17 protein-coding genes and 2 tRNA genes are annotated in these 20,997 nt (G+C 62.3%); 17 read left to right on the top strand and 2 right to left on the bottom strand.

From position 1 onward, the window contains the following. The first annotated feature begins 58 nt into the window (after nucleotides 1-58). Nucleotides 59-1,207, top strand: a complete 1,149-nt coding sequence (dnaJ, locus tag CU110_RS14890; RefSeq protein ID WP_077379510.1) for a molecular chaperone DnaJ — start codon at nucleotides 59-61, stop codon at nucleotides 1,205-1,207. On the opposite strand, the gene CU110_RS14885 is transcribed toward dnaJ, so the two are convergent. Continuing rightward, nucleotides 1,204-2,217, bottom strand: coding sequence for an esterase-like activity of phytase family protein (locus CU110_RS14885; RefSeq protein ID WP_127736518.1), 1,014 nt, complete (start codon nucleotides 2,215-2,217; stop codon nucleotides 1,204-1,206). The two genes, dnaJ and CU110_RS14885, sit on opposite strands and share 4 nt — an antisense overlap. A 143-nt stretch (nucleotides 2,218-2,360) precedes the next feature. On the opposite strand from CU110_RS14885, the gene dapB reads away from it, so the two are divergent. The 5 genes from dapB (at nucleotide 2,361) to CU110_RS14860 (ending at nucleotide 9,022) form a co-directional block, all read left to right on the top strand. Then, entirely contained in the window at nucleotides 2,361-3,167 is an 807-nt protein-coding gene (gene dapB / locus CU110_RS14880) for a 4-hydroxy-tetrahydrodipicolinate reductase (protein ID WP_084209490.1), read from the top strand. A gap of 359 nt (nucleotides 3,168-3,526) precedes the next feature. After that, nucleotides 3,527-4,672, top strand: a complete 1,146-nt coding sequence (gene carA, locus CU110_RS14875) for a glutamine-hydrolyzing carbamoyl-phosphate synthase small subunit (RefSeq protein WP_127736515.1) — start codon at nucleotides 3,527-3,529, stop codon at nucleotides 4,670-4,672. Between the two features lie 67 nt (nucleotides 4,673-4,739). After that, on the top strand, nucleotides 4,740-7,970 hold the full coding sequence (carB, locus tag CU110_RS14870; protein WP_084209488.1) for a carbamoyl-phosphate synthase large subunit: 3,231 nt from the start codon (nucleotides 4,740-4,742) through the stop codon (nucleotides 7,968-7,970). Next, on the top strand, nucleotides 7,967-8,443 hold the full coding sequence (greA, locus tag CU110_RS14865; protein WP_077379500.1) for a transcription elongation factor GreA: 477 nt from the start codon (nucleotides 7,967-7,969) through the stop codon (nucleotides 8,441-8,443). The genes carB and greA overlap by 4 nt, the downstream gene beginning before the upstream one ends. A 126-nt stretch (nucleotides 8,444-8,569) precedes the next feature. After that, nucleotides 8,570-9,022, top strand: a complete 453-nt coding sequence (locus CU110_RS14860) for a hypothetical protein (RefSeq protein ID WP_084209487.1) — start codon at nucleotides 8,570-8,572, stop codon at nucleotides 9,020-9,022. 106 nt (nucleotides 9,023-9,128) lie between these two features. Here CU110_RS14860 and yhbY read toward each other — a convergent pair whose 3' ends face one another. Further along, entirely contained in the window at nucleotides 9,129-9,443 is a 315-nt protein-coding gene (yhbY, locus tag CU110_RS14855; RefSeq protein ID WP_077379496.1) for a ribosome assembly RNA-binding protein YhbY, read from the bottom strand. 175 nt (nucleotides 9,444-9,618) lie between these two features. Here yhbY and rlmE point away from each other — a divergent pair, with 175 nt between their 5' ends. The 11 genes from rlmE (at nucleotide 9,619) to infB (ending at nucleotide 20,979) form a co-directional block, all read left to right on the top strand. Then, a complete protein-coding gene (rlmE, locus tag CU110_RS14850) occupies nucleotides 9,619-10,347 on the top strand; it encodes a 23S rRNA (uridine(2552)-2'-O)-methyltransferase RlmE (RefSeq protein ID WP_084209486.1) in 729 nt (242 codons plus the stop codon). Between the two features lie 153 nt (nucleotides 10,348-10,500). Continuing rightward, nucleotides 10,501-12,480: an ATP-dependent zinc metalloprotease FtsH gene (gene ftsH, locus CU110_RS14845; RefSeq protein WP_127736512.1), complete on the top strand. Its 1,980-nt coding sequence runs from the start codon at nucleotides 10,501-10,503 to the stop codon at nucleotides 12,478-12,480. Between the two features lie 34 nt (nucleotides 12,481-12,514). Beyond that, nucleotides 12,515-13,357 carry a dihydropteroate synthase gene (gene folP, locus CU110_RS14840; RefSeq protein ID WP_240499765.1) on the top strand — a complete coding sequence of 281 codons (843 nt, stop codon included), beginning with the start codon at nucleotides 12,515-12,517 and terminating at the stop codon, nucleotides 13,355-13,357. Then, nucleotides 13,354-14,706 (top strand): phosphoglucosamine mutase, encoded by a 1,353-nt coding sequence (gene glmM / locus CU110_RS14835; protein WP_077379492.1) that lies wholly within the window; start codon nucleotides 13,354-13,356, stop codon nucleotides 14,704-14,706. The genes folP and glmM overlap by 4 nt, the downstream gene beginning before the upstream one ends. 173 nt (nucleotides 14,707-14,879) lie before the next feature. After that, on the top strand, nucleotides 14,880-15,626 hold the full coding sequence (tpiA, locus tag CU110_RS14830; RefSeq protein WP_084209485.1) for a triose-phosphate isomerase: 747 nt from the start codon (nucleotides 14,880-14,882) through the stop codon (nucleotides 15,624-15,626). Between the two features lie 5 nt (nucleotides 15,627-15,631). Beyond that, nucleotides 15,632-16,018 carry a preprotein translocase subunit SecG gene (gene secG, locus CU110_RS14825; RefSeq protein WP_084209484.1) on the top strand — a complete coding sequence of 129 codons (387 nt, stop codon included), beginning with the start codon at nucleotides 15,632-15,634 and terminating at the stop codon, nucleotides 16,016-16,018. Between the two features lie 63 nt (nucleotides 16,019-16,081). Then, nucleotides 16,082-16,168 (top strand) — tRNA-Leu (locus CU110_RS14820). A gap of 103 nt (nucleotides 16,169-16,271) precedes the next feature. Next, nucleotides 16,272-16,348 (top strand) — tRNA-Met (locus CU110_RS14815). 123 nt (nucleotides 16,349-16,471) lie between these two features. Then, nucleotides 16,472-16,930, top strand: a complete 459-nt coding sequence (gene rimP / locus CU110_RS14810) for a ribosome maturation factor RimP (protein WP_077379486.1) — start codon at nucleotides 16,472-16,474, stop codon at nucleotides 16,928-16,930. Between the two features lie 76 nt (nucleotides 16,931-17,006). After that, nucleotides 17,007-18,500 carry a transcription termination factor NusA gene (gene nusA, locus CU110_RS14805; RefSeq protein WP_077379484.1) on the top strand — a complete coding sequence of 498 codons (1,494 nt, stop codon included), beginning with the start codon at nucleotides 17,007-17,009 and terminating at the stop codon, nucleotides 18,498-18,500. 28 nt (nucleotides 18,501-18,528) lie between these two features. After that, entirely contained in the window at nucleotides 18,529-20,979 is a 2,451-nt protein-coding gene (gene infB / locus CU110_RS14800) for a translation initiation factor IF-2 (RefSeq protein WP_077379481.1), read from the top strand. Nucleotides 20,980-20,997: the final 18 nt, after the last annotated feature.

Genomic DNA, 20,997 nt, shown 5'->3' with positions numbered 1-20,997 from the left:
GATATCCTAGAACAGACAGGCAGCCTTGGGCTGCCAGCAATCCAGGCGGACCTGATCCATGTCCAAGCGTGATTATTACGAAGTGCTTGGTGTCGAGCGTGGCGCCGACACCAAGGACATCAAGAAGGCGTACCGACGCCTGGCTCAGAAGCATCACCCTGACCGCAATCCGGATGACGAGGCCTCGGCGGAGAAGTTCCGCGAAGTGTCGGAAGCCTACGAAGTGCTGTCCGATGCGGACAAGCGCGCGGCCTATGACCAGTTCGGTCATGCCGGTGTCGACGGCCAGGGCGGCGGTGGCTTCGGCGGCGGTGGCTTTGGTGGTGGTGCCGGTGGCTTCGGCGACGTGTTCGGCGATGTCTTCGGTGACATCTTCGGTGGCGGCGGTGGCCGTCGCAATCCGAACGCTCCGCAGCGTGGCAGCGACCTGCGCTACAACCTTGATCTCGATCTGGAATCGGCGGTCGCCGGTACCACGGTCGACATCCGCGTGCCGCGTCTGGCTGCCTGTGGTCACTGTGATGGTGACGGCGCCGAGCCGGGTTCCACCAAGGAAACCTGCCCGACCTGCAACGGCATGGGCAAGGTGCGCATGCAGCAGGGCTTCTTCGCGGTCGAGCAGGCATGTCCGACCTGCCACGGGCGTGGCGAGAAGATCAGCGTGCCGTGCCGCAAGTGTCACGGCGAAGGCCGCGTGCAGGAATCCAAGACCCTCTCGGTCAAGATTCCGCCGGGCGTCGACACCGGTGACCGCATCCGCCTGAACGGCGAAGGCGAGGGCGGTGTCAACGGCGGGCCGTCAGGTGATCTGTATGTTCAGGTCAATCTGCGCGAGCACGAGATCTTCAAGCGTGATGGGCGTCACCTGCAGTGTGAAGTGCCGATCAGCTTCGTGGATGCAGCGCTCGGTGGTGAGCTCAACGTCCCGACGCTGGATGGTCGTGTCGTGCTCAAGATTCCGGCCGAGACCCAGACGGGCAAGTTGTTCCGACTGCGCGGCAAGGGCGTCAAGCCGGTGCGTGGTGGCCCTGCCGGCGATCTGCTGTGCAAGGTGGTCATCGAGACACCTGTCAGCCTGAACGAGGAGCAGAAGGAGCTGCTGCGCCAGTTCCAGCAGAGCCTTGGCGATACCGGCAAGAGCCACTCGCCGAAGGAGAACAGCTTCTTCGATGGCGTGAAGAAGTTCTTCGAGGACATGAAGCCCTAGGCCGTGAAGGCCTCGGGCTCGATCACCGCGAAACAGCTAAGCAACGTGGTCTGGAAGCTGCTGAAGTTGTCATCCGAGACCATCAGGAAGCGATTGCCCTCCAGGTGCGTGAGCCCTTCGAAGTTGTCCAGTGACCACCCCTCGCCACTCGACAGGCGGGCAAGGGTGCGGACCTCGACGGTCGTCCCCGGCTCTCCCAGATGCGCGCGCCGCAGGCTGATGACCAGCGGATAGGGCGGCGAGAAGGCGCGCTCCAGCATCAGGATGTCCCCGTCCGGCAGCATCTCCATGGCGGTCAGGCTCGAGCCCGTGTCGCTGGCCAGGGGGTAGCGCCATTCCTGCTTGCCATCCAGCGTGAACAGGCGCGTGGTGCCTTCGTCCATGCCCTCCGGGGTGGCTTCCAGACCGGCGAGCAGGCCGTACTCGGGGTGCAGGGTCAGCGCCTCCATGCCGTTGTTGGGGGCGGCACCGCGTACGCCCACGGGGGTGGCGGGTTCGCTGATCGCCAGTCCGCTGGGCAGGAAGTGCTCGACTCGGGGTTGCTGCTCGAAGCTGATGACCAGACGGGTATCGCCGCGCCGGCCGTTGTGGTCCTTCAGCAGCTGCATGCCTTCGGCATCGCTCAGGGCGCCTTGCAGGGAGATGTCGGTCTCGTCGCGCAGCGTATAGGTCTTGAGTGCCTTGGCGCCGACCAGCTCCCCATGGCGGAAGGCCAGGCGCAGACGGTGCAGCCAGCCCCGGTCCGACACGGCGTACAGCAGGGATTCATCCTTGTCCCAGCCGATATCGGACAGGCCGCCGACGGGGGTGCCATCCAGCCACTTGCCTGGCAGCTTGAGGGTGCCGCACCACTGGATCTCCGGCAGCTGGCTCATCTGCTCCGGCGAGGCCAGCGAGTAGGGGCGCGGGTGAACGCCACAGGCACTCAGCAGGCCGGCAACTGCCGTGGCAAGGGTCGCGAGGCGTAGCAGGCGCCAACGACGAATGGCATAACGATGAAGTAGCGACATGCTGACTCCGGGAACTGAGCGGTGAAGAGGGAGCTACTCTAGCGCGTAACGGGGGCAAATACATGACGTCAGCCAACGCTGCAGGCGGCTGATATACTCGCGGGGGTGGCTGCCCTCAAGACCCACAACAGGCAGGAGTCAGCATGACCCGTATCGCAATCATGGGCGTCGCCGGACGCATGGGACGCACGTTGGTCGAGGCCGTCGGTGCCGTGGAAGGCCTGACGCTGACAGCGGGCATCGTCGAGGCCGGCAGCTCCCTGGCAGGTGCCGACATCGGCGAGCTGGCGGGGCAGGGGCGTCTGGGTGTGGTCGCCAGTGACAGTCTGGCCGCCGTGGTGGATGACGTCGATGTCGTGATCGATTTCACCGCGCCGCAGGTGACGCTGGCCAATCTGGCGCTGTGCTCGGAGCACGGCAAGCGCATGGTCATCGGCACGACCGGTTTCAGCCCGGAGCAGCTCGAGCAACTGGATGGCTATCGCGACAGCGTGCCCTTCGTGTTTGCCGCCAACATGAGCTCCGGCGTCAATCTGACGCTGAAGCTGCTGGAAACGGCAGCCCAGGCACTGGGGGATGCGGGGTATGACATCGAGATCATCGAGGCGCACCACCGCCACAAGGTCGATGCCCCCTCCGGCACGGCACTGGCGATGGGCGAGGCGGTGGCACATGCCATCGGTCGTGATCTCGAGACCCACGGTGTCTTTGCACGCGAAGGACAGTGTGGTCCGCGCACCGACAAGGAAATCGGCTTCGCCACCGTGCGTGCCGGTGACATCGTCGGCGAGCATACCGTGATGTTCGCCACCGAAGGCGAGCGCATCGAGATCACCCACAAGGCCTCAAGCCGCATGACCTTCGCCAAGGGCGCGGCGCGTGCCGCCGAGTGGCTGTCAGCGCGTGGCGTCGGACGCTATGACATGCAGGACGTGCTGGGTCTCAAGTGAAAGCTGACCGCTGTGACGAAACGACCGTATGGTGGGCACTGCCGCCCGCTCGCGGTGCAGTCATGGGGTGGTCAGCACCGCAGGATTCGGGTAATCTCTACCCAATTTGGCCGCACTCTTGGTTGGCCGCACTCTTGGGGCCGCTGTGACAAGCAATATTCCGAAGAATGATAACAAGCGGGATGAAGCCTGATTTTTCGGTTTCGTCCCGCTTTTTTGCAGCCTGAATTTGCCGCTTCCGGCGAGCGGGCAGCGGGACCCAGACTCGGCGTCAGCCGAGTACGACAATCAAGCAGCATGTCCGGTGTTCGACCGCGGATTCCGGGCAGGAAAGTGGACACTTAGGGGAGGACGTTGCGTTGATCAAACCCGCGATACTGGCCTTGGAAGACGGCAGTGTATTTCACGGCAGCGCCATCGGCGCTGATGGGCAGACCAGTGGCGAGGTGGTGTTCAACACTGCCATGACCGGCTACCAGGAAATCCTGACCGATCCCTCCTACACCCGACAGATCGTCACTCTGACGTATCCGCACATCGGCAATACCGGCATCAACGACGAGGACAACGAGTCCGATCATGTCGCGGCCGCCGGCCTGGTCATCCGCGACCTCCCGCTGCTGGCCAGCAACTTCCGCTCCACTCGCTCTCTCGATCAGTACCTGCGTGACGAGAATGTCGTCGGCATCGCGGATATCGATACGCGTCGTTTGACGCGCATCCTGCGCGAGAAGGGCTCGCTGAACGGCGCCATTCTCGCCGGTGAGGATGCTCAGGGAGATGACGCCGTCGAGCGTGCGCTGGAAGCCGCTCGTGCCTTCCCGGGCCTCAAGGGCATGGACCTGGCCAAGGAAGCCTCCTGCCGCGAGTCATTCGAGTGGCACGAAGGCGAATGGACCCTGGGAGAAGGCTACGCCGACACCCGTGAGTCAGAGCGCCCCTTCCACGTGGTCGCCTACGACTACGGCGTCAAGCACAACATCCTGCGCATGCTGGCCTCGCGTGGCTGCCGTCTGACCGTCGTGCCGGCGCAGACGCCTGCCGCCGAGGTGCTGGCGCTCAACCCGGATGGCATCTTCCTGTCCAACGGTCCGGGCGACCCCGAACCCTGCGACTACGCCATCACCGCGATTCGTGAAGTGCTCGAGACCGAGACGCCGGTCTTCGGCATCTGCCTCGGTCACCAGCTGCTGGCCCTGGCCTCCGGTGCGAGCACGGTCAAGATGGGCCACGGTCACCATGGTGCCAACCACCCGGTGCAGGATCTCGACAGTGGTGTGGTGATGATCACCAGTCAGAACCATGGCTTCGCGGTGGATGAAGCCGGTATGCCGAGCCATCTGCGCGCGACCCACAAGTCGCTGTTCGACGGCAGTCTGCAGGGCATCGAGCGCACCGACCGTCCGGCCTTCAGCTTCCAGGGTCACCCGGAAGCCAGCCCCGGCCCGCAGGACGTCGCCCCGCTGTTCGATCGTTTCATCGAGATGATGCGCGCGCGACGCTGAGCCGAGCGCAGGCCCGAGGGCCTGATCCATCGTTGAGTTCAGTCACCAGATCATTGCGGGAAGAGACATGCCGAAACGTACAGACCTGAAAAGCATCCTGATCATCGGCGCCGGCCCCATCGTCATCGGCCAGGCGTGCGAGTTCGACTATTCCGGCGCACAGGCCTGCAAGGCCCTGCGTGAAGAGGGTTACCGGGTCATCCTGGTCAACTCCAACCCGGCCACCATCATGACCGACCCGGTGATGGCCGACGCGACCTACATCGAGCCGATCACCTGGGAGACCGTGGCGCGCATCATCGAGAAGGAGCGTCCGGACGCCATCCTGCCGACCATGGGTGGTCAGACCGCACTGAACTGTGCACTGGCCCTGGAGCGCGAAGGTGTGCTCGAGAAATTCGGCGTCGAGATGATCGGTGCCAACGCCGATACCATCGACAAGGCCGAAGACCGTGATCGCTTCGACAAGGCGATGAAGAAGATCGGCCTGGCGTGCCCGAAGGCCAAGGTCGCACACTCCATGGAAGAGGCCTGGGAAATCCAGGCCGAGCTGGGCTTCCCGTCCATCATCCGTCCCAGCTTCACCATGGGCGGTTCCGGCGGCGGCGTGGCGTACAACCGTGAAGAATTCGAAGAGATCTGCCATCGCGGTTTCGAGCTGTCGCCGACCCGTGAGCTGTTGATCGACGAATCGCTGCTGGGCTGGAAGGAATACGAGATGGAGGTCGTTCGTGACAAGAACGACAACTGCATCATCGTGTGTGCCATCGAGAACTTCGACCCGATGGGCGTGCATACCGGTGACTCCATCACTGTCGCCCCGGCACAGACCCTGACCGACAAGGAATACCAGCTGATGCGTGATGCATCGCTGGCCGTCCTGCGCGAGATCGGTGTCGAGACCGGTGGCTCCAACGTCCAGTTCGGCATCTGCCCGGACACCGGTCGCATGGTCGTGATCGAGATGAACCCGCGCGTGTCGCGCTCCTCTGCGCTGGCCTCCAAGGCGACCGGTTTCCCGATCGCCAAGATCGCCGCCAAGCTGGCCATCGGGTATACCCTGGACGAGCTGCAGAACGACATCACCGGTGGCAAGACGCCGGCGTCCTTCGAGCCGTCCATCGACTATGTCGTCACCAAGATTCCGCGCTTCACCTTCGAGAAGTTCCCGCAGGCCAATGACCGTCTGACCACGCAGATGAAGTCGGTCGGCGAAGTCATGGCCATCGGTCGTACCTTCCAGGAATCCCTGCAGAAGGCACTGCGTGGCATGGAGACCGGTGTCGATGGTCTCGATCCCATCGTGGCCGACTACGGCGACGAGAACATGGCGCGCATCAAGGGCGAGCTGCAGGCCGCCGGTGCCGAGCGTATCTTCTACATCGCCGACGCCATGCGTGCCGGCCTTGGCATCGAAGAGATCTTCCGTCTCACCAACATCGACCGCTGGTACCTGGTGCAGCTGGCCGACCTGATCGCTCAGGAAGGCGAAGTGGCGGCAAGTTCTCTGGGCGAGATGGATGCCAATCGTCTGTTCCGTCTCAAGCGCAAGGGCTTCAGTGATGCCCGTCTGGCGCGCCTGATGGGCGTGTCCGAGAAAGCCTTCCGCAAGCATCGTCAGCAGCAGGGCATCCGCCCGGTCTACAAGCGTGTCGATACCTGTGCCGCGGAGTTCGCTTCCGACACCGCCTACATGTACTCCACCTACGAGGAGGAGTGTGAGGCCGAGGTCAGCGACAAGAAGAAGATCATGGTGCTGGGCGGTGGTCCGAACCGCATCGGTCAGGGCATCGAGTTCGACTACTGCTGCGTCCACGCCTCCCTCGCCATGCGCGCGGACGGCTACGAGACCATCATGGTCAACTGCAACCCGGAAACCGTGTCCACCGACTACGACACCTCCGATCGCCTCTACTTCGAGCCGGTGACGCTGGAAGACGTGCTGGAGATCGCCGACAAGGAACAGCCTGTCGGTGTCATCGTCCAGTTCGGCGGTCAGACGCCGCTGAAGCTGGCCCGTGAGCTCGAGGCCGCCGGTGTGCCGATCATCGGTACCACGCCGGACGCCATCGATCGCGCCGAAGACCGCGAACGTTTCCAGCAGATGATCGAGAAGCTCGGTCTCATCCAGCCGGAAAACGCCACCGCACGCAGCTTCGAGGAGGCCTTCGTCAAGGCCGAAACCATCGGCTACCCGCTGGTGGTGCGTCCGAGCTACGTGCTGGGCGGCCGCGCGATGGAAATCGTCTACTCCGCCTCCGAGCTCGAGAACTACATGACCCACGCGGTCAAGGTCTCCAATGACTCGCCGGTGCTGCTGGACCACTTCCTGAATGCCGCCATCGAGGTCGACATCGACGCGGTGTCCGATGGCAAGCAGGTCGTGATCGGCGCCATCATGCAGCACATCGAGCAGGCTGGTATCCACTCCGGTGACTCGGCGTGCGCACTGCCGCCTTACTCGCTGCCGGCAGACGTCCAGGAAGAGATGCGTGAGCAGGTCAAGCGCATGGCGCTGGAGCTCAACGTCGTCGGTCTGATGAACGTTCAGCTGGCTTGGCAGGATGGCGTGATCTACGTCATCGAGGTCAACCCGCGTGCCTCGCGTACCGTGCCGTTCGTCTCCAAGTGCATCGGCCAGTCGCTGGCGCAGATCGCCGCGCGTTGCATGGCCGGCCAGACCCTGGAAGAGATCGGTTTCACCCAGGAAATCGTGCCGACCTTCTACAGCGTCAAGGAAGCGGTGCTGCCGTTCGCCAAGTTCCCGGGTGTCGATCCGATCCTGTCACCGGAAATGAAGTCCACCGGTGAAGTGATGGGCTCTGGCGATACCTTCGCCGAGGCCTTCTACAAGGCGCAGCTGGGCGCCGGGGAAGCCATCCCGACATTGACGGGCGATCGCAAGGCGTTCCTGTCCGTGCGCGAGTTCGACAAGGCGGGCGTTATCGAGGTGGCCCGCTCTCTGGTAACATTGGGCTTTACGCTTTGTGCTACCCGTGGCACGGCAGAGGTGATTGCCGCTGCCGGGCTCGAGGTTGAACCCGTCAACAAGGTGTTCGAGGGGCGGCCGCATATCGTCGACATGATCAAGAACGGCGAGATCGCCTACATCGTCAACACCACTGAGGGACGTCAGGCCATCAATGACTCGTCCGTGATTCGCCGCACTGCGCTGGCGCACAAGGTGCCCTATGCCACGACGCTGGCGGGTGCCAATGCCGTGTGCATGGCGCTCGAGTACGGAAACGATGTCAAGGTCCGTCGTCTCCAGGATCTGCATGCAGGAGTCATGATATGAGTAGAAGTCCGATGACCGTCGAGGGCGAAGATCGCCTGCGCAAGGAGCTCGAGCACCTCAAGGGCACGGAACGCCCCAAGGTCATCGCTGACATCGCGGAAGCACGTGAGCACGGCGATCTCAAGGAGAACGCCGAGTATCACGCCGCGCGTGAGCAACAGGGTTTCATCGAGGGGCGTATCCAGGAGATTGAAGCCAAGCTCTCGATGTCCCAGGTCATCGATGTCACCAAGCTGCCCAAGACAGGCAAGGTGATCTTCGGTACCACGGTTGATCTGATGAACCTCGATGACGACAGCGAAGTGCGCTATCGCATCGTGGGTGAGGATGAGGCCAGCATCAAGGACGGCAAGATCTCCGTTACCTCACCGATCGCGCGTGCGCTGATCGGCAAGGAAGAAGGGGATGTCGTGGTCGTGCGTACCCCGGGTGGCGATGTGGAGTATGAAATCTCCGAAGTGCATCACATCTGAAGCACGTCACATCTGAAGAGCATCGCCTCTGATTCGTCAGATCCTGATGTCGTGACAGCCCTGCCGGTCATCCCGGCAGGGCTGTTTTTTTTGCCTGCGGGCACGAAATCCTTCAGGGAGGGAGTAATGGAAGTACAGGGAAGTCAGCCGGAAAAGCGCATCATGGCAACCTCCATGGTGGCCATCTTCATGGTGCTCGGGTTCATGCTGTTCGGGGTGGCATATGTGGTCTCCCAGTCGTTTGCCTATCGGTACACCGGGGACTCGGCGCTGTTGACGCCGTCATTGGTCCTGGGGAGTGCCCTGTTGGCGAGGGGAGTTTTCCACCTGGTGGTGCCGCTGGCGCACTTCGGCAATCAGTCGCTTTATCTGCGGCCGTCACCACTCATGGGGTGTCGCAAGATCGAGTATGAGCTGATCGAGGATTTCACCTTCGACAAGAAGACGCTGGTCATCAAGTATCGTGATGCCGGCAGCGGTGAGGGGGAGTCCAGACAGACGACACTCAAGCGTCATCAGGTCACCCAGCGGGCGCTGGACGACATCACCTTTGAGCTGAATCAGCGCGTCAGGTCGTGATTGTCAGTCACAGAAAACAGAAACGCCGCCCTCGATGAGGGCGGCGTTTCTGTCTGCGGCAGGCGTGGCGTGCGAGGTGAGCCTCGTCAGGCCTGGGCCCGGCGGCTTACTTCTCGCTGAAGCGCTGTACGTTGGACAGCTTCGGCTTGGCCTGCGGGTTGCGGCGATACAGCAGGGCGATCTTGCCGATGCTCTGGATCAGGGTCGCGCCGGTTTCGCTGCACAGGTGGCGAGCCACCTCGCCACGGGCTTCGCGATCATTGATCGCCAGCTTCAGCTTGATCAGTTCGTGATCGTGCAGTGCGCGCTCGAGTTCGGTCACGACGCCGTCGGAAAGGCCGTTTTCCGAGACGGTGACGATCGGGTCAAGATGGTGCCCGATGCTGCGAAATGCTTTCTTTTGTGACTGTGACAAGCTCATGGTATCGTAAAGTTTCCCTGTTGGCGTCCGATGGGAGCGGGGAGCGTAGCGAAAGACAGGGTCGACTCCAGGGCTTGAAATCCAGGGGTGTGAACCCGTCTGTTGCGCAGGCAATGTCTGTGCCCGCGGGCGGAACCGCGCGCAGGACCCGCCATTCTACTCCATGACGACGCTCATGACACGACCCGTGCGCAAGCTTGCCACGCCTTTCGTGTCGTCGTTATCCCCCCGCACCATCTCCCGCCAGTATTCGATTTCCCCCGACATTCCAGGTGACAACGTGGCTCACCCCAGCAAGAGCAGCGCTGGCTGGATGAAGGAACACTTTGATGACGCCTATGTCCAGCGCAGCTGGGCCGATGGCTATCGTTCCCGTGCCAGCTACAAACTGATTGAAATCGATGACAAGGACCGCCTGCTCAAGCCGGGCGCTACCGTCATCGACCTAGGTGCCGCCCCCGGTGGCTGGAGCCAGATCGCCGCGGATCGCGTCGGCATGGAAGGCGTGGTCATCGCCTCCGACATCCTTGAGATGGACGCCCTGGCCGGTGTTGATTTCATCCAGGGTGACTTCACCGAAGAGGCCGTGCTGAACCAGATTCTGGCCACCTTGGGGGATCGCCCGGTGGATCTCGTGATCTCCGACATGGCACCCAACATGAGCGGCATGAGCGCGATAGATCAGCCTGCCGGCATGTATTTGGTCGAGCTGGCGCTGGATCTGGCGCGCCAGACGCTCAAGCCGGGTGGCAACTTTCTGGTCAAGGTCTTCCAGGGAGAGGGCTTCGATGCCTACCTGAAGGACATGCGTGGCAGCTTCAACAAGGTCGTCACGCGCAAGCCGGAAGCGTCGCGCGCCCGCTCGCGCGAGGTCTATTTGCTTGGGCAGGGGTTCAAGGGCTGACGGGCAAGCTTTGAGTGACTCGGTAGGCAAGGCGGCGTGTTGCGTCGTTTGATACCCCGCAGGCACGATCAGATAGCATGGCAGGCCACCACAAGACGGCAGTCGGAGTATTCACGGCATGCCAAGACAGATTCATGCAATGAGGGTGTCCCCTTGAACGACATGGCGAAGAACCTGATTCTCTGGTTGATCATCGCGGCAGTGCTGCTGACGGTGTTCAACAACTTCAGCGTCGATACCTCGCCGCAGGCGATGAACTATTCACAGTTCGTCCAGCAGGTGCAGAACGACCGGATCAAGAGTGTGACCATCGATGGCTACACCATCGAGGGTGAGCGGGCCGACGGCTCCAGCTTTACCACCATCCGGCCGGCGGCGTCCGATCCCAAGCTGATGGATGACCTGCTCTCCAACAAGGTGGAGGTCATCGGCAAGAAGCCTGAGCAGCAGTCGCTGTGGACACGTCTGTTGATTGCCAGCTTCCCGATTCTGATCATCCTGGCCATCTTCATGTTCTTCATGCGCCAGATGCAGGGTGGTGGTGCCGGCAAGGGTGGCCCGATGAGCTTCGGCAAGTCGAAGGCCAAGCTGCTGAGCCAGGATCAGATCAAGACCACCTTCAGCGACGTCGCGGGCTGTGACGAAGCGAAGGAAGAGGTCGAGGAACTGGTCGACTTCCTCAAGGACCCCAGCAAGTTCCAGCGTCTTGGCGGTCAGATTCCGCGTGGCGTACTGATGGTGGGTCCGCCGGGTACCGGCAAGACCCTGCTCGCCAAGGCGATTGCCGGCGAGGCTAAGGTGCCGTTCTTCAGCATCTCCGGTTCTGACTTCGTCGAGATGTTCGTCGGTGTCGGTGCCTCCCGTGTGCGTGACATGTTCGAGCAGGCCAAGAAGCAGGCGCCGTGCATCATCTTCATCGATGAGATCGACGCCGTCGGCCGCCACCGTGGCTCCGGCATGGGCGGTGGTCACGATGAGCGCGAGCAGACCCTGAACCAGCTGCTGGTCGAGATGGATGGCTTCGAAGCGAATGACGGCATCATCGTCATCGCCGCGACCAACCGTCCAGACGTGCTTGACCCCGCATTGCTGCGCCCGGGCCGTTTCGACCGCCAGGTCATGGTAGGCCTGCCGGACATCCGTGGCCGCGAGCATATCCTCGGCGTTCACCTGCGCAAGGTGCCGATGGGCGACGACGTGGTGCCGGTCAATATCGCACGGGGTACGCCGGGCTTCTCTGGCGCGGATCTGGCCAACCTGGTCAATGAAGCGGCCCTGTTCGCTGCACGTCGCAACAAGCGCCTGGTCGGCATGGAAGAGCTTGAGCTGGCCAAGGACAAGATCATGATGGGCGCCGAGCGCAAATCGATGGTCATGTCCGAGAAGGAGAAGCGCAACACGGCCTATCACGAGTCCGGTCACGCCATCATCGGTCTGGTGATGCCAGAGCATGATCCGGTCTACAAGGTCTCGATCATTCCGCGAGGCCGTGCGCTGGGTGTGACGATGTTCCTGCCGGAAGAGGATCGCTACAGCTATTCTCGCCAGCAGATCATCAGTCAGATCTGCTCGCTGTTCGGCGGTCGTATCGCCGAAGAGATGACGCTGGGGCCGAATGGTGTCACCACCGGGGCTTCCAACGACATCAAGCGTGCCACCGAGCTTGCCCACAACATGGTCGCCAAATGGGGTCTCTCCAGTGAAATGGGCCCGATCATGTACGATGAGGACGAGTCTCACCAGTTCCTCGGCGGTCCGGGTCAGGGCGGCGGCAAGCTGAAGTCGGGCGACACCACCTCACGTCTCGACAAGGAAGTGCGTCGTATCATCGACGAGTGCTACGCCAAGGCGCAGCAGATCCTTGAGGAGAATCGCGACAAGCTGGATGCGATGACCGAGGCGCTGATGACCTACGAGACCATCGATGCCGAGCAGCTGGCCGACATCATGGCAGGGCGCACTCCGCGTCCGCCCAAGGACTGGGGTGGCCCGGCCGGTGGTGGTGACAGTGGTCTCGTCGCACCGGTGGCCGACACGCCGAAAGCTGAGGCGCCTGAGGCCCCCGGGTCTGACGGTGATGACGCAGACACTGACGACGGTGACTGCATGGGTGATCATGTCGACTTACGCTGATTCACTGCCACGCGAGCCCGTGGTGGGCCATTCAATGGCGCTTGACTGCGGTGGACGCACGCTTGACCTGTCACGCCCGCGTGTCATGGGGATTCTCAATGTGACCCCGGACTCCTTCTCGGATGGTGGGCGCAGCGCGACCCTGGATGCCGCGCTGCGCCATGCCGAGCGGATGCTGGCCGATGGCGCCGCCATCATCGACGTGGGCGGTGAGTCGACCCGCCCGGGGGCGAGCCCTGTCAGTGCGGATGAGGAGCTGGCACGTGTCTGTCCGGTCGTCGAGCGGCTGGTGAGCGAGCTGGGGGCGCTGGTGAGCGTCGATACCAGTACCCCGGAGGTGATGCAGGAAACGGCGCGTCTCGGGGCTGGCATGATCAATGACGTGCGTGCATTGCGTCGTGAGGGCGCCCTTGAGGCGGCCGCGCGCAGCGGCCTGCCGGTGTGCCTGATGCACATGCGTGGCGAGCCGGACACCATGCAGCAGGATACCGCCTATGCGCAGTCGATCGAGGATGAGGTCAGTGACTTTCTAGCCGAGCGCATCACCGTCTGTGAGGCCGCAGGGATCGAGCGTTCGCGTCTGTTGCTGGACCCCGGCTTCGGCTTCGGCAAGTCCCTGCAAGACAATCTGCGTCTGTATCACCGCATGGCGCAGCTGCACGAATTCACCCTCCCGCTGCTGATCGGCACCTCTCGCAAGAGCATGATCGGCAATGCGCTCGGGCGCGCGGTAGAGGATAGACTGGCTGGCAATCTGGCGCTGACGGCACTTGCCGTCCGTGAAGGTGCCCGATTGCTACGCGTTCACGACGTGGCCCCGACTGTCGATGCTGTCGACATGACGTGGGCCGTGCTACAGGAAGGCACGATACGATGAGTCGACGTTATTTTGGTACGGATGGTATTCGCGGCACGGTCGGTGAATTCCCGATCACGCCAGACTTCATGCTCAAGCTGGGCTGGGCGGCCGGGCGTGTCTTTGCGCGCCATGGCCGCGGCAAGGTACTGATCGGCAAGGACACGCGCATCTCGGGGTACATGTTCGAGTCGGCGCTGGAGTCCGGTCTTTCTGCCGCAGGCGTGGATGTCTCGCTGCTGGGGCCGATGCCGACACCGGGCATCGCCTATCTGACGCGGACCTTCCGCGCGGATGCCGGTATCGTGATCTCGGCCTCGCACAATGCCTATCCGGACAATGGCATCAAGTTCTTCTCCGCGGCCGGCACCAAGCTGGATGATGCGCTGGAAGCCGAGATCGAGGCCGAGCTGGATCGCGATATCGAGATCGTCGGGCCGGATAGCCTCGGCAAGGCCTCGCGCATCCAGGATGCCGCCGGCCGTTACATTGAATTCTGCAAGTCGACCCTGCCGGGCCGTCTGGGCCTGCATGGCATGAAAGTGGTGCTGGATTGCGCGCATGGCGCGACCTACCACATCGCGCCGAATGTCTTCCGTGAGCTGGGCGCCAAGGTCAGCGTCATCGGTGGCGAGCCGGATGGTCTGAACATCAACCAGGATGTCGGCTCCACCAACCCGCAGGCACTGCGGGCGGCCGTGATCGAGCAGGGCGCCGATCTTGGCGTGGCCTTCGATGGCGACGGGGACCGTCTGATCCTGGTCGATGCCGATGGCCGGGTCATCGATGGCGATGACATCCTCTACATGATCGCGCGGGATCGTCACGAGCGTGGGGTGCTGGGGGGCGGTGTCGTCGGTACGCTGATGTCCAACTTCGGTCTGGCGGCAGCGCTGGAAGGTCTGGGAATTCCCTTCGAGCGTGCTAAGGTCGGTGACCGCTACGTCATCGAGCGTCTGGAAGCCAATGGCTGGCAGTTGGGGGGGGAATCCTCCGGTCACATCGTCTGCAGCCATATCCAGAGCACCGGCGATGGCATCGTCTCCGCGCTGCAGGTGCTGGCGATCATGGCGCGTGAGGAATGTTCTCTCAGTGAGTTGCTGGTCGGTTTCGAGAAGGCGCCGCAGGCGTTGATCAACGTGCGTCTGACTCCGGGCTGTGACAACCAGGCGCTGATGGCGGCGGATGCCGTCCAGGCCGCGGTAGCGGAAGTGGAAGAGACGCTGGGCAGCGAAGGTCGCGTACTGTTGCGTCCCAGTGGTACCGAGCCACTGATCCGTGTCATGGTCGAGGGGCGGCCGCACTTTGATGTGCAGGCACTGGCCCGTCAGATCGCCTCGGCGGTCGAGGCCAGCATGCAGGCCCGCTGATATTACCCGCGGTCATCAGAATCGACGACAGGCGCCCAGTGCGCCTGTCGTCGATTCTGGACGCCATGAAAGGCCCAATCGAGCGTGCCTGCAGGGCTTGACAGTTCGCGATGAGGTTGTCAGTCAGGGGCCGCTCCATTACCATCCTCGCACTGCTCATAAGGGAGAAGCACATGCGTACACCGCTGATTGCCGGTAACTGGAAGATGAATGGCGATCTTGCCCTGATCGACGAGTTCGCCGACGTACTGGGGGCCGCAGCGCTGCCTCAGGGGGTTCAGGTGGCGTTGGCATTGCCTTTCCCTTATCTGAGCGCTGCGCGCGAGCGGCTGCCGGCGACGGTCCTGCTGGGCGCCCAGACGTTGAATCCGGCGGAATCAGGCGCCTTCACCGGTGAGGTGGCAGGCAGCATGCTCAAGGATGTGGGCATGACGCTGGTGCTGGTCGGGCACTCCGAGCGTCGCAGCCTGTATGGCGAGGACGATGCTGCCGTGCTTGCACGAGTCAATGCGGCTCTCGCGTCAGGCCTCACGCCGGTACTGTGCATCGGTGAGACACTGGAAGAGCGTGAAGCCGGTGAGTCGGAGCGTGTCGTGCTGGGTCAGCTGGAGGCCGTGTTCTCCGAGCTGTCCGCTGAGGCGCGTGCCCGTCTTGTCGTGGCCTATGAGCCGGTCTGGGCGATCGGTACCGGCCGCACGGCATCGCCTGAGCAGGCGCAAGCCATGCACGCCGCTATCCGTGCACGCCTGGGCGAGTGGTCCGCGTCTCTCGCGGATGCCATGCAATTGCTGTACGGCGGTAGCATGAAAGCTGCCAATGCCGCCGAGCTGCTCGCGCAGCCGGATATCGACGGCGGCCTGGTGGGAGGTGCTTCTCTCCAGGTCGACGAATTCCTAGCCATTTGCCAGTCTGCAGGTTGAATCTCATGCAAGTAGCCGTTCTGATGGTCCATGTGGTACTCGCGGTCGCACTGATCGTGCTCGTCCTTCTCCAGCAGGGCAAGGGTGCCGAAGCTGGCGCTGCCTTCGGTGGTGGTGGTGCTTCCCAGACCGTTTTCGGGTCCAGCGGTAGTGGCAACTTCCTCGCGCGCTTCACCGGCGTGCTGGCAGCAGGCTTCTTCGCGACGTCCCTGACCCTGGCCTGGTTCGCCTCCAATGCCAACCAGACCTCCGTGGAAGCGGGCATCCCGAATGCCAGCGTGATCGAGCAGCAGAAAAATTCACTGCCATCACTTGACGACTCCAGTGAAAGTGTGGAGAATACGTCGCCAGTGCTCGAGGAAAGCGGCAACGCAGACCAACCAGTACTCTAAGGAATTCAAGGCATTATCGTTTGAATTCTTCCGGGTAACGTCTCAGGCGATACCCGCCCCCGTGCCGAAGTGGTGGAATTGGTAGACACGCTATCTTGAGGGGGTAGTGACCTTATGGTCGTGGGGGTTCAAGTCCCCCCTTCGGCACCATCCTGTTAGATCGATTGGCAGTCTGGACGCAACTCTGCCACCTTTGAAAGACGTCATTCCTTGACCTCCTTTTACGGTGACATTACCATCGTCCGACTATTGTTGCGGGGTGGAGCAGTCTGGTAGCTCGTCGGGCTCATAACCCGAAGGTCATCGGTTCAAATCCGGTCCCCGCTACCAAGTTTCTTGAAAGGCCCCTTCCTATGAAGGGGCTTTTTGTTAGCACCAGTGCCAATCAGCCACCTAGCTCTCCTCTCTACTCCCGGTCAGGTGCCTGATGCAACTGCTGTAGGAGCCTCGTCTGTGTCAACCAAGGACGCTACGCTTAAAGCGCTTATCGATCCCGTCGTTTCTGCTCTGGGCTTCGAGCTCTGGGGTATCGACTATCTCTCCCAAGGCAAGCAGTCCCGTCTGGTGATCTATATCGACCATTCCGATGGCATTTCCGTGGATGACTGCGCAAGCGTCAGTCGTCAGGTCGGAGCCGTGCTGGATGTCGAGGACCCCATCACGGGCCAGTTCCAGCTTGAAGTTTCATCCCCAGGCATGGATCGTCCGCTGTTCACGCTTGATCAGTACGAGCGCTACATCGGTCATGTGGTGGCACTGCGACTGCGTCAGGCCTTCGATGGCCAGCGCAAGTACCAGGGGCTGGTGACTGGCACCGAAGACGGTGATGTCGTGATCCGGGTCGACGAAGAAGAATACTGCTTTCCGATCGAAAGCATCGACCAGGCACGCATTGTGCCGCAGTTCAAATAACTGACGTTGTCGGCACATTGCTCGCTTGGCGAGCTAGAGTCGATGCGCAAGGACAGGTTTCTGGCGAGGCAAAGTCATGAGCAAAGAGATTCTGCTGGTCGTTGACGCCATCTCCAATGAGAAGGGCGTGCCGCGGGATGTGATTTTCGAGGCCGTCGAGGCGGCACTGGCTTCGGCTTCACGCAAGCGTTTCGATCAGGAAGAGGCGGATATCCGCGTCAAGATCGATCGTGTCACCGGTGATTATGCGACCTTCCGTCGCTGGACCGTCGTGGAAGACGACGAGTTCGAGACGCCGGACTACGAGATCAAGGCCAGTATCGCTGAACAGCGCGAAGAGCCGCTGGCGCTGGGCGCCGTGGTCGAGCAGCAGATCGAGTCCGAAGCCTTCGGTCGTATCGCTGCCCAGACGGCCAAGCAGGTCATCGTGCAGAAGGTGCGCGAAGCCGAGCGTGCCGAAGTCGTGCGCCTGTACGCGGAGCGTGAAGGCGAGCTGGTCGCGGGGATCGTCAAGAAAACGACACGTGACGGCCTGATCATCGACCTGGGCGACAACGCCGAAGGCTTCCTGCCGCGCGGCGAGATGATCCATGGCGAGCGTTACCGCTTGAACGAGCGAGTACGCGCATTGCTCTGGAAGGTTGATACCGAGGCGCGTGGATCCCAGTTGATACTCTCGCGGACGCGTCCGGAGCTGATCATCGAACTGTTCAAGATCGAGGTGCCGGAAATCGCCGAGCAGCTGATCGAGATCAAGGGCGCGGCTCGCGATCCGGGCTCGCGGGCCAAGATTGCGGTCAAGAGCAATGACAAGCGCATCGACCCGATCGGTGCCTGTGTCGGCATGCGCGGCTCGCGTGTGCAGGCCGTGTCAAACGAACTGCGTAATGAACGCGTGGATATCATCCTGTGGGATGACAATCCTGCCCAGTTGGTCATCAACGCCATGGCACCGGCCGATGTCGGCTCCATTCTGGTCGACGAAGACACCCATTCCATGGATGTCGCTGTCGCCGCGGACAATCTGGCACAGGCCATTGGTCGTAGCGGTCAGAACGTGCGCCTGGCCAGTGAGCTGACAGGTTGGTCGCTCAATGTCATGACCGAGGCGGAAGCCGAGGGCAAGCGCGAGCAGGAAATCGACAGCTTTGTCGAATATTTCATCACTCATCTCGAGATTGAAGAGGATCTAGCCCGTGTCCTGGTGGACGAGGGCTTCACCTCACTCGAGGAAATCGCCTATGTCCCGCTCGAGGAAATGCTCGAGGTCGAGGGCTTTGACCAGGATCTGGTCGAGGAGCTGCGCGCTCGGGCCAAGGATGAACTGCTGAATCTCGCCATCGCCACTGAAGAGCAGCTGGACGGCGCACAGCCGGCCGAAGATCTGCTCAACATGGAAGGCATGGAGAGTCATTTGGCATACATCCTGGCCAGCAAGGGTATCGTCACCATGGAAGACCTTGCCGAGCAGGCCATCGATGATCTGAAAGACATCGAAGGCGTCGACGAAGAGCGAGCAGCGGCGTTGATCATGACCGCCCGCGCGCCCTGGTTCGCAAGCGAACAGTAACTAGGTCACGGGCTCAGGAGGGTCGTACATGTCAGAAATGACAGTCAAAGAATTCGCCAAGAAGGTGGGCCGCGAGTCAGCCCGCCTACTGGAACAGATGCACGAAGCTGGTTTGAAGCACAAGTCAGAGAACGACGCCGTGTCCGAGGTCGACAAGCAGAAGCTGCTTGACCACCTCACCAAGAGCCACGGCGGTGGTGCTGCCCCGGCAGCGCCGAAGAACCGCATTACCCTGACCCGCAAGACCAAGTCACGCATCAACACTGGCGGCGGTCGCGGCAAGTCCATCGAGGTGCAGGTCCGCAAGAAGCGTACCTACGTCAAGGATGGTGAAGAGCAGGCCGCAGATGCGCCGGCGACTGAGGCACAGGCTGCCAAGGCGCCTGCCGCCGAGAAGCCGGCTGCTGCCCCGCAGCGTGATGAGCGTCGTGGCAACGACAACCGTCGCGAAGAGCGTCCGCGTCAGAGTGCTCCGGCCGCTGCCGCTGCACCGGTCGCGGATGCTGCGCCGGAAGTCAATGCGCCGCCGAAGGAGCCGCGTGGTGATGCACCGCGTCGTGCCAAGGCTGCGCCGCGTGATGAATCACGTGATCGCCGTGAGGCCCGTGAAGATCGCAGCGAGCGCAAGCGTGGCGGGGCCAAGAAGGTCAAGCGCGCAGAGCGTCGCGGCGGTCGTCGTGGTGGTCGCGATACCAATCGCCAGCCGCCGAAGCCGGTCCAGACCTTCGTGCGTGAAGTCTCCATCCCCGAGTCCATCTCGGTGGCAGACCTCGCCGACAAGATGGCCGTCAAGGCGTCTGAAGTGATCAAGGCCATGTTCAACATGGGCGCTGCGGTCACCATCAACCAGACGATCGATCAGGAAACCGCGACCATCGTGGTCGAGGAAATGGGTCACACGCCCAAGCTGATCAAGGATGACGCGCTCGAGACAGCCGTTCTCGAGGGTATCTCCTACGAGGGTGAGCAGATCACTCGCGCGCCGGTCGTCACTGTCATGGGTCACGTTGACCACGGCAAGACCTCGCTGCTGGATTACATCCGCCGTACCAAGGTGGCCACAGGTGAAGCGGGTGGTATCACCCAGCACATCGGTGCCTACCACGTCGAGCACGACAACGGCGATGTGACCTTCCTGGATACTCCGGGCCACGCGGCGTTCACCGCCATGCGTGCTCGTGGTGCCAAGGCGACTGACGTGGTCATCCTGGTGGTGGCTGCCGATGACGGCGTGATGCCGCAGACCATCGAGGCTGTCGAGCACTCCAAGGCCGCGGGTGTCCCGCTGGTCGTGGCAGTGAACAAGATCGACAAGGAAGGCGCTGATCCGGACCGCGTGAAGAATGAGCTGTCCCAGCACGGCGTCATCTCCGAGGAATGGGGGGGTGATACCCAGTTCGTCCACGTTTCCGCCAAGACTGGCGAAAACATCGACGCGCTGCTGGAAGCCGTCCTGTTGGTCTCCGAAGTGCTCGAGCTTCAGGCCGTGCCGTCCGCGCCGGGTAAAGGCGTCGTGGTCGAGTCGCGTCTCGACAAGGGCCGTGGCCCGGTCGCGACCGTGCTGGTCCAGAACGGTACCCTGAAGAAGGGCGACATCGTCCTCGCTGGCCTGCACTACGGCCGCGTGCGTGCGCTGATCAACGAAGTCGGCAAGCAGGTCGATTCCGCGGGTCCGGCCATGCCGGTCGAGATCCAGGGCCTGGGTGGCACGCCGGAAGCCGGTGAAGAGTTCACCGTGGTCCCGGACGAGAAGAAGGCGCGTGAAGTCGCCAACTTCCGCCAGGGCAAGTACCGCGAGGTGCGTCTGGCGCGTCAGCAGAAGGCCAAGCTGGAGAACATGTTCTCCCAGATGGGTCAGGAAGAAGTCGCCAAGGTCAACGTCGTCCTCAAGGCCGACGTGCAGGGGTCTCTGGAAGCCATCCGTGGCGCTCTGGAAGAGCTCTCCACCGACGAAGTCAAGGTGGCCGTGGTCTCTTCCGGCGTCGGCGGCATCACCGGCACCGATGCCAACCTGGCACTCGCTTCCGAAGCGATCCTGGTCGGCTTCAACGTCCGTGCTGACGCTTCCGCCCGTGAGATCGTCGAGCGTGAAGGCCTGGATCTGCGCTACTACAGCGTCATCTACCAGCTGATCGACGAGGTCAAGCTGGCCATGAGCGGCATGCTGGCACCGGAATTCCGCGAGCAGATCGTGGGTGTGGCCGAAGTGCGCGATGTCTTCAAGGCACCGAAGATCGGCGCCATCGCCGGTTGCATGGTCGTCGAAGGCACCATGTACCGCTCCAAGCGCATCCGCGTGCTGCGTGACAACGTGGTCATCTACGAAGGCGAGCTGGAATCCCTGCGTCGCTTCAAGGATGACGTCAACGAAGTCCGCAACGGCATGGAATGTGGTATCGGCGTCAAGAACTACAACGACGTGCAGGTGGGCGACAAGATCGAGGTGTTCGACCAGATTCAGGTCGAGCGTAGCCTCTGATAGCGCCCCTGCGAGGAG

It is taken from the genome of Cobetia sp. ICG0124, from assembly GCF_004006355.1.
Taxonomy (GTDB): domain Bacteria; phylum Pseudomonadota; class Gammaproteobacteria; order Pseudomonadales; family Halomonadaceae; genus Cobetia; species Cobetia marina.
The sequence above is the reverse complement of the archived record's forward strand: the minus strand, read 5'-3'. Positions and strand labels throughout refer to the sequence as shown.

What these genes read in the sequence shown, in the direction of transcription:
- dapB (WP_084209490.1), top strand. Translation starts at nt 2,361, where the DNA reads ATGACCCGTATCGCAATCATGGGCGTCGCCGGACGCATGGGACGCACG.
- nusA (WP_077379484.1), top strand. Translation starts at nt 17,007, where the DNA reads ATGAGCAAAGAGATTCTGCTGGTCGTTGACGCCATCTCCAATGAGAAG.
- CU110_RS14860 (WP_084209487.1), top strand. Translation starts at nt 8,570, where the DNA reads ATGGAAGTACAGGGAAGTCAGCCGGAAAAGCGCATCATGGCAACCTCC.
- tpiA (WP_084209485.1), top strand. Translation starts at nt 14,880, where the DNA reads ATGCGTACACCGCTGATTGCCGGTAACTGGAAGATGAATGGCGATCTT.
- folP (WP_240499765.1), top strand. Translation starts at nt 12,515, where the DNA reads ATGGCGCTTGACTGCGGTGGACGCACGCTTGACCTGTCACGCCCGCGT.
- secG (WP_084209484.1), top strand. Translation starts at nt 15,632, where the DNA reads ATGCAAGTAGCCGTTCTGATGGTCCATGTGGTACTCGCGGTCGCACTG.
- yhbY (WP_077379496.1), bottom strand. Translation starts at nt 9,443, where the DNA reads ATGAGCTTGTCACAGTCACAAAAGAAAGCATTTCGCAGCATCGGGCAC.
- rlmE (WP_084209486.1), top strand. Translation starts at nt 9,619, where the DNA reads ATGACACGACCCGTGCGCAAGCTTGCCACGCCTTTCGTGTCGTCGTTA.
- glmM (WP_077379492.1), top strand. Translation starts at nt 13,354, where the DNA reads ATGAGTCGACGTTATTTTGGTACGGATGGTATTCGCGGCACGGTCGGT.
- carB (WP_084209488.1), top strand. Translation starts at nt 4,740, where the DNA reads ATGCCGAAACGTACAGACCTGAAAAGCATCCTGATCATCGGCGCCGGC.
- greA (WP_077379500.1), top strand. Translation starts at nt 7,967, where the DNA reads ATGAGTAGAAGTCCGATGACCGTCGAGGGCGAAGATCGCCTGCGCAAG.
- CU110_RS14885 (WP_127736518.1), bottom strand. Translation starts at nt 2,217, where the DNA reads ATGTCGCTACTTCATCGTTATGCCATTCGTCGTTGGCGCCTGCTACGC.
- dnaJ (WP_077379510.1), top strand. Translation starts at nt 59, where the DNA reads ATGTCCAAGCGTGATTATTACGAAGTGCTTGGTGTCGAGCGTGGCGCC.
- infB (WP_077379481.1), top strand. Translation starts at nt 18,529, where the DNA reads ATGTCAGAAATGACAGTCAAAGAATTCGCCAAGAAGGTGGGCCGCGAG.